The 7,466-nt window shown below is 67.0% G+C and carries 5 protein-coding genes and 1 pseudogene; 4 read left to right on the top strand and 2 right to left on the bottom strand.

From position 1 onward, the window contains the following. A pseudogene (locus AB7F41_RS16880) lies at positions 1-306 on the top strand (hypothetical protein); the annotation flags it as partial. A gap of 98 nt (positions 307-404) precedes the next feature. Here the strand turns inward: AB7F41_RS16880 and AB7F41_RS16875 are convergent. Beyond that, positions 405-1,001 (bottom strand): gamma-glutamylcyclotransferase, encoded by a 597-nt coding sequence (locus AB7F41_RS16875; RefSeq protein WP_428379980.1) that lies wholly within the window; start codon positions 999-1,001, stop codon positions 405-407. A gap of 269 nt (positions 1,002-1,270) precedes the next feature. Between AB7F41_RS16875 and smc the strand changes: the two genes are divergently transcribed. From smc to AB7F41_RS16860, 3 genes are all read left to right on the top strand, one after another. Continuing rightward, positions 1,271-4,726 carry a chromosome segregation protein SMC gene (smc, locus tag AB7F41_RS16870; RefSeq protein WP_428379979.1) on the top strand — a complete coding sequence of 1,152 codons (3,456 nt, stop codon included), beginning with the start codon at positions 1,271-1,273 and terminating at the stop codon, positions 4,724-4,726. A gap of 214 nt (positions 4,727-4,940) precedes the next feature. Further along, a complete protein-coding gene (locus AB7F41_RS16865; protein ID WP_428379978.1) occupies positions 4,941-5,972 on the top strand; it encodes an AI-2E family transporter in 1,032 nt (343 codons plus the stop codon). A 56-nt stretch (positions 5,973-6,028) separates the two neighbouring features. After that, a complete protein-coding gene (locus AB7F41_RS16860; RefSeq protein ID WP_428379977.1) occupies positions 6,029-6,721 on the top strand; it encodes a ceramidase domain-containing protein in 693 nt (230 codons plus the stop codon). On the opposite strand, the gene AB7F41_RS16855 is transcribed toward AB7F41_RS16860, so the two are convergent. Next, entirely contained in the window at positions 6,676-7,275 is a 600-nt protein-coding gene (locus tag AB7F41_RS16855; RefSeq protein ID WP_428379976.1) for a CPBP family intramembrane glutamic endopeptidase, read from the bottom strand. The two genes, AB7F41_RS16860 and AB7F41_RS16855, sit on opposite strands and share 46 nt — an antisense overlap. Between the last annotated feature and the right edge of the window lie 191 nt (positions 7,276-7,466).

Raw genomic sequence — 7,466 nt, 5'->3', positions numbered from 1 at the left:
TCGGGCGAAGAGTCGTTTATCGCCGATGTGACGAATGGCGTCGTCATCGGCGTCGCGCGGGAGGGCGCGACGACTCGGCCGGTCTGCGTGTTTCTCGCGCAGGAAGGCGCGGTCGATCGCGCGGCGTTGGGGCGGAATCGCCCAAATGCGGATAACGCGATCGATTCCAAAAGCTTGGAGCGCGCTCCACGCGACCGCCGCGCGCTGCGCAGGATGGCGCATGAACTCGGCGTCGCCGAATGGCACGTGCATTTTTGCGCTGACGCCGCGACGCTGCGCGATCTTTCCGCGTCGCTGCTCAACTGATCCGGCGGACCTCGTGTCGGTGGCGTAAGCGTTGCATCGCGCGCGTCCGTGCGTTTGAGCGTGTCGGTTTTTGCACAAGCGTTGCGTAAGGCGTTGCGTCAAAGCGGCGTCGGCTCATCGCCGGCGCCGCCCAACGCCGAGACCGCTCTGCACGAATCATGATCCAGCCGGCGGACGATCTCGGCGAGCTCGGCGTCGTGGATGTCGAGCCGCAGCAGATGTTCGTAGGTGTTGCGCACATAGGCGGGATTGTCGCCGTTCTGTCCGACGCCTTCGGCGATGAGGCGAATCATCTCCTCTTCCGGCAGTCGTCCGGCGTATTGAATATGCGTCCGGTCGACGACGTAAGCGATCGCCTTGGCGCAGCCGCCCTCGGCGAATCGCACGCCGAGCGTTCTTTCCAGATAGACCGAGGTGACGAGTTCGCGTTCGCGCAGATAGCTGATCGTTTTGTCGCGATCGCGGGCCGCGACCTTGAAGGCGACGCCCTGGCAGGAGCCGCCGCGATCCAGCCCGAGCACCAGTCCCGGCCGTTCCGGCGTGCCGCGATGGACATGCGAGAAGATGCACAGCGCGCGGTGATAGCCATGCACCCAGGCGAGCGCGCTGTCGATGAAGTCGAAGCCCGGCCGCCACATCAGCGAACCGTAGCCGAACACCCAGAAATCTTCGTCCCGCGGACTGGCTGAGCCCATTCTTCCCCGTAAGAGCGGCGGTCGCCGCAGCGCCCGGTTTTTCTCCCTCGACCTCGAAGGACGAGGAAACCTTCGCCCGATTTTCAAACGATTCGCGTCTCGCCGCCTATTTTTTCCGCCGCAATTCTACGATGCAATCAAAAATCGTGATTCGAAGGCGCGCGCCGCTCGTCAGGCTGACGGCGCGGCAGGCGTGAGAAGCGCCTTCCCACAACATATCGCGTCCGTTTTCTTGCTTTCCCCTGCACTTTGTGGCGGTCTTCTAGGCAATGAAATTCGAGCGCCTACGCCTTCTGGGCTTCAAGAGCTTCTGCGAGCCGACCGATTTCCTCATCGAGCCGGGGCTGACGGGCGTCGTCGGACCGAACGGCTGCGGCAAGTCGAATCTCGTCGAGGCCCTGCGCTGGGTGATGGGCGAGAACTCATACAAGAACATGCGCGCGTCCGGCATGGACGACGTGATCTTTTCGGGCGGCGGTTCGCGCCCGGCGCGCAATCTCGCCGAAGTCGGGCTCGTTCTCGACAATTCCGCGCGCACCGCGCCGGCGGCGTTCAACGATGCCGACGCGATCGAGGTGACGCGCCGGATCGAGCGCGAACAGGGCTCGACCTATCGAATCAACGGCCGCGAAGTGCGCGCCCGCGACGTGCAGATTCTCTTCGCCGACGCGGCGACCGGCGCCCGCTCGCCCTCGCTCGTGCGCCAGGGCCAGATCGGCGAGATCATTTCCGCGAAGCCGCAGGCGCGCCGCCGCATTCTCGAAGACGCCGCCGGCGTCGCCGGTCTGCATTCGCGCCGGCACGAAGCGGAGCTGCGGCTCAACGCGGCGTCGGAAAATCTCACCCGCCTCGAAGACGTGCTGAAGCAGGTCGACAGTCAGGCCGACAGCCTCAAGCGCCAGGCGCGCCAGGCCACGAAATACCGCGGTCTCGCGGCGCAGATCCGCAAGAATGAGGCGCTCGCCGCGCTGGTCGCCTATCAGCTCGCCGCCGAACAGCTGCAGGCGGCGGCCGAGAAGCTCGACGCGAGCCGCAGCGGCGTCCAGGAACGCACGCTCGAACAGGCGGAAGCGGCGAAGTTTCAGGCCGTCGCCGCGCATGAACTGCCGCCGCTTCGCGAGAAGGAGGCGGAGGCGGGCGCGGCGCTGCATCGGCTGGTCGCGGCGCGTGAGGCGCTCGAGGCCGACGAGCAGCGCGCCAAGGCGCGAATCGCCGAGCTGCAGCGGCATATCGAACAGTTCGGCCGCGATCTCGAACGCGAGCGCGCGCTGATTCAGGATGCGGCGGAGGTCGCGGAACGGCTCGAGCATGAGCGCGCCGAGCTCGAAAGCGGCGATTCGCGTGACGCCGAGCGCGAGTCCGAAGCGCAGGCGCGGCTCTCCGAGATCGAATCGGCGCTGGCGGCGACCGAGGCCGAGCTGTCGAGCGCGCAGGAACAGCTTGCCGGCGTCAACGCCAGGCGGGCGGCGCTCGATGCGGCGCTGCGCGACGAGACTCAGCGGGTCGCACGCTTCGAGGCGGAGCTGACCCGCATCGAAACGGAATTTGCGCTGATCGCCGGGCAGGGCGGCGGCGCCGACGAGGTCGAGCGTCTCGCCCAGGCGTTCGAACAGGCGGCGCAGGACGCGCGCGGGGCGGAAGAGGCTGCGCAGGCGGCCGAAGCGGCCTCTCGGCAGGCGCGCGAGGCCGAGACCGCCGCCCGCGCGCCGCTGGAGCAGGCCGCGCTGCGCGCGCAGCGGCTCGAGACCGAGGTCCGCACGCTCGAACATCTGCTGCAAACCGGCGCCGGCGGCCTCTGGGCGCCGGTGGTCGAGAGCATGACCGTCGAGAAAGGCTATGAGACCGCGCTCGGCGCGGCGCTTGGCGACGATCTCGACGCCTCGGCCGACGATTCGGCGCCGGCGCATTGGTCGGCGACGTCGAGCGAGGGCGATCCGGCGCTGCCCAATGGCGTGCGCGCGCTCGGCGACCTCGTCGGCGCGCCGCCGGCGCTGCGGCGTCGTCTGGCGCAGATCGGCGTGGTGCTGCGCGCCGAGGGCGAAAGCCTGCGCAAGCTCTTGAAGCCCGGCCAGCGGCTCGTCTCCAAAGAGGGCGATCTCTGGCGCTGGGACGGTTTCACCCAGGCCGCCGAGGCGCCGACGGCGGCCGCGCGCCGCCTTGCCGAGAAGAACCGGCTCGCGGATCTCCGCGTCGAGGCCGTCGCCGCCCGCGAAACGGCCGATGCGCTGAAAGAGGAGCTGAACGCGGCGCGCGAAGCGACGCGGCTCGCCGCAGAGGCCGACGTCGCGGCGCGCGACGCCCAGCGCCGCGCCCGCGCCCGGCTGGAGGAAGCCCGCGAACGTCATTCCACGGCGGAACGCCGTCAGGCGCAGATCGCCCAGCGCCTCTCCGCGCTGCAGGAGGCGAAGGCACAGACGCTCGCCAATCGCGACGAGGCCGCGCAAAAGCGCGCCGGCGTGACGCAGGCGCTCGACGAACTCGAAGAACCGGCCTTTCTGGCCGGCGCTCTGGAGAATTTGCGGGGCCGCGCAACGGTCGAGCGCGCCCAGGCCGGCGAGGCGCGGGCGGCGCTTGCCGCCTTGCGCCACGAAAGATCGGCCCGCGCCGCTCGGCTCTCGGCGATCGCGCGCGACGCCTCTTCATGGACGCAGCGGCGCGATCGCGCGCAGGACCGCATCGGCGAACTCGAGGAGCGGCTGGCGACGGCGCAAGAGGAGCATGGGCGCCTGAGCGACGCGCCCGACGCCTTCATCGGCCAGCGCCGCGCGCTGATGAACGCGCTCGAAGAAGCGGAGGCCGCGCGCCGCGACGCCTCCGACGCGCGCGCCAGCGCCGAGATGCGGCTCGCCGAAGCCGATCGCGCCGCGCGCGCCGCGTTGGAAGCGATGAGCGCCGCGCGCGAAGAGATGGCGCGCAGCGAAGCGCAGCTCGAGGCCGCGCGCCAGCGCGTCGCCGACGTCGAGCGCGCCATCGCCCATGATCTCGAATCGACGCCGCATGCGCTCGCCGAACTCGCCGAGGTCAAAGACGGCGACGATCTGCCCGAGATCGCCGAGATCGAACGGCGGCTCGAAAATCTGCGCGCCGATCGGGAGCGCCTCGGCGCCGTCAATCTGCGCGCCGACGACGAACTTACCGAGGTCGAGGCGCAGCGCGAAAAGATGATCGCCGAACGCGACGACCTCTCGGAGGCGATCAAGAAATTGCGCGCCGCGATCGCCAGCCTCAACAAGGAAGGCCGCGAGCGCATGATCGCCGCCTTCGACAAGGTCAATGAACATTTCAAGGAGCTGTTCACGCTGCTGTTCGACGGCGGCTCGGCGGAATTGCAGCTCGTCGAAAGCGACGATCCGCTTGAGGCGGGACTCGACATTCTCGCGCGCCCGCCCGGCAAGAAGCCGACGACGATGACGCTGCTCTCCGGCGGCGAGCAGGCGCTGACCGCCATGTCGCTCATTTTCGCGGTCTTCCTCACCAATCCGTCGCCGATCTGCGTGCTGGACGAGGTCGACGCGCCGCTCGACGACAGCAATGTCGAACGCTTCTGCGATCTGCTCGACGAAATGCGCAAGAAGACCGACACGCGCTTCGTCACCATCACGCATAATCCGATCACCATGGCGCGCATGGACCGGCTGTTCGGCGTGACGCAGGCGGAGCGCGGAATCTCGCAGCTCGTCTCGGTCGATCTCGAACAGGCGGAGAAATTCGCGCTGGCGAGCTGATCGTTTGGGGGCTCGAGTCGACGTGCTCAAGCCGTCGTAATGAATCGAATTCTTTTGCCGTGTCGCCCGTTAGGATGGTCCCGGCGCGCGCCGGGAATCGCCTTGCGGGAATAGTCTTGTAAGCGCTCTGACCGTTCGCCGCCCTAGATGTCTTGAGTATGCGCTTGTCCTGCGGCTTAGGCGCGTTGACCTCATGTGATCGGGCGAAGCTGACATGAACAGAGGCGAATTCGTTCTGCGTTCGGCGATTTTCATCGCGCTCGCCCTCATGCCATTTCTCATCTGGCGGCTATTCAACGTCATCGTCCTTGCGACCGGCGCGGTGCTCGTCGCGACGCTCATTCATCTCGTCGCGACGCCCTTTCTCAAGCTCCGCCTGCCGCGCGGATTGGCGCTCACGCTGTCGGGCGTGCTGATCGCCTCGATCATCGGCGGCACCTTCTATCTCTTCGGCCGCACGATGGCCGCCGAATTCCATGACGTGCTGCGCCGCGCCGAGCAGACGGCGGATCTGATTTCGGCGGAGATCGGCCGATCGGGACTCTCCGAATATTTCGGCGAGAATATTTCGATCTCCGGTCTGCTCGGACCTTTCTTCACCGTCAGCACCGAGGCGGTACTCGGCGGCCTGGTCGCTTTTTTCGCCGGCGTCTTCATTGCGGGCGAGCCGGCGCTCTACAGCGAAGGCTTCATGCTGCTGTTTGCGCCGCGCTGGCGCAATCGAGCGCGCGAAACGCTCGATCATGTCGCCGCCGCGCTGCGTCGCTGGCTGCTCGGCCAGATGATCGAAATGGTCACGATGGGCGTCATGGCCGGGACAGCGGTCTGGCTGATCGGCCTGCCGTCGCCCATAGCGCTCGGCGCCATATCGGGGCTTTCGGAATTCATCCCCTATATCGGTCCGATCCTGGCGATCTTTCCCTCGGTCGCGGTCGCGGCGACGATCGGGCCATACGCCATGCTGTGGACGATCCTCGCCTATCTCGCCATTCACCAACTCGACGGCAACATGATCATGCCGCTCATTCAGCGGCAATTGGTGCGGGTGCCGCCGGCGCTGATGCTGATTTCGATTGCGCTGTTCGGCACGCTGTTCGGACTGGGCGCCACGATCTTCGCCGCGCCGCTGACGGTCATCATCTATGTCGCCGTGATCAAACTCTATGTGCGCGATACGCTGGGCGAGTCGACGCCGCTGCCCGGAGAGAAGGCCGCTCCGAAAAGTCTGCCGCCTTCCGGCGACTGACGCGTCGCGGCGACGCGCGTCGTCGCATTGTCGCAGTCCGACGGCAAGGATCGCTCATGGATTGGCGCGCGCCGGTGATGGATTATTGCGAGCGGCAAAGCTCGGCCTTCTGGGCGGAGCCGGCGAACGCGCTCAGCAATTTCGCCTTCGTCATAGCGGCCGCGGCGGCCTTCATTCTTTGGCGACGGCGCGGCGGGGACGATTATCCGGCGCTCGCGCTCATCGTCGTCGCCGCGTCGGTCGGCGTCGGCAGCTTCGCCTTTCATACGCTGGCGACGCGCGGCGCCATGCTGCTCGATGTGATTCCGATCGCGATTTTCATCTACGGCTATTTCCTGCTCGCGCTTCGCCGATTCTTCGGCCTCGGGCTGGGTCTCGCGACGGCGATCACGCTGGCGTTCGCCGCCGGATCGCATTTCGCGACGACGGTCGATGCGCTCAACGGTTCGATCGGCTATCTGCCGGCGCTCGTCGCGCTGTCGATCTTCGCCGCGCTGCTATGGTCGGGCGGCCGGCGCGACCTCGCCCATGCGCTGGCGCGCGCCGCGCTTCTCTTCGCAGTCTCCCTTTTCTTCCGAACCGTCGACCGCGCGGTCTGTCCCGCCTTTCCGCTCGGCGCGCATCTCCTGTGGCATGTGCTGAACGCCGGCGTGCTGTGGCTGCTGCTGCGCGCGGCGATGCGCGCCAGACCGCGGCCCGACGGTCAGGCGAGCCCGATCCAGAACGCGAAGGAGCCGACCGCGGCGTGAGACGCGGTCAGCGGCCAGACGTTGCGCGTGAACAGATAGGCGGTGCTCCACGCGACGCCCGCGAGAAAGGTGTTGGCGAGCAGCACGGGATCGCCATAGGCGGCGTGCATCGCCGAAAAGACCGCCGAGGAAAACAACACATAGTTCCGTCCGCTCATCTGCAGCCGGTCGGCGATCAACTTCGGAATCGAGCGGCACACGACTTCCTGACAGGGACTCGACACGAGCGCATAGAAGGGCGCGAAGGCGGCCCAGTTCGGCGGCGCATGCGCATGGTTCAGGAATTGCGCTTCAACGACGATCGCCGCCAGCAGAAGGCAGGTCAGCGCGCCGCAGATCAACCAGGCGCGATAGCCCCGAGGCGCGCCCAGTCCGAGTTCGGCGAAGGAATAGCCGCCGAGCACGCAGGCCGCGACCAACAGGCCGGAAACGACCAGCAGCGCTTCAAAACGAAGGTGAAACGACATCGCGCCGCCCGCGATGGCGAGGCTCGGCGCGAGCAGCAAAGCCAGGAATCCGAACAGCGGCCCATGGGATCGGAGAGAGAGCGTCATAAAAGCGTAATCAATTGGACGCCGTCACAGTTCCGCGCCGGCGCGCTTCAGCTTCGGCATTTTGACGCGCCGCGGCGCCTTCCCGTGCGGTCGATAGGCCCACGTCTTAAAATGATATGATAATTCAATGCTTTATCTGAATGAGCCTCGCCTTGACTAAATCGGAGCGCGCAAATATGTTGCGCGCGGCT

This window comes from Methylocystis sp. (assembly GCF_050251305.1).
Classification (GTDB): domain Bacteria; phylum Pseudomonadota; class Alphaproteobacteria; order Rhizobiales; family Beijerinckiaceae; genus Methylocystis.
This window is presented reverse-complemented; position numbering and strand designations above follow the sequence as displayed.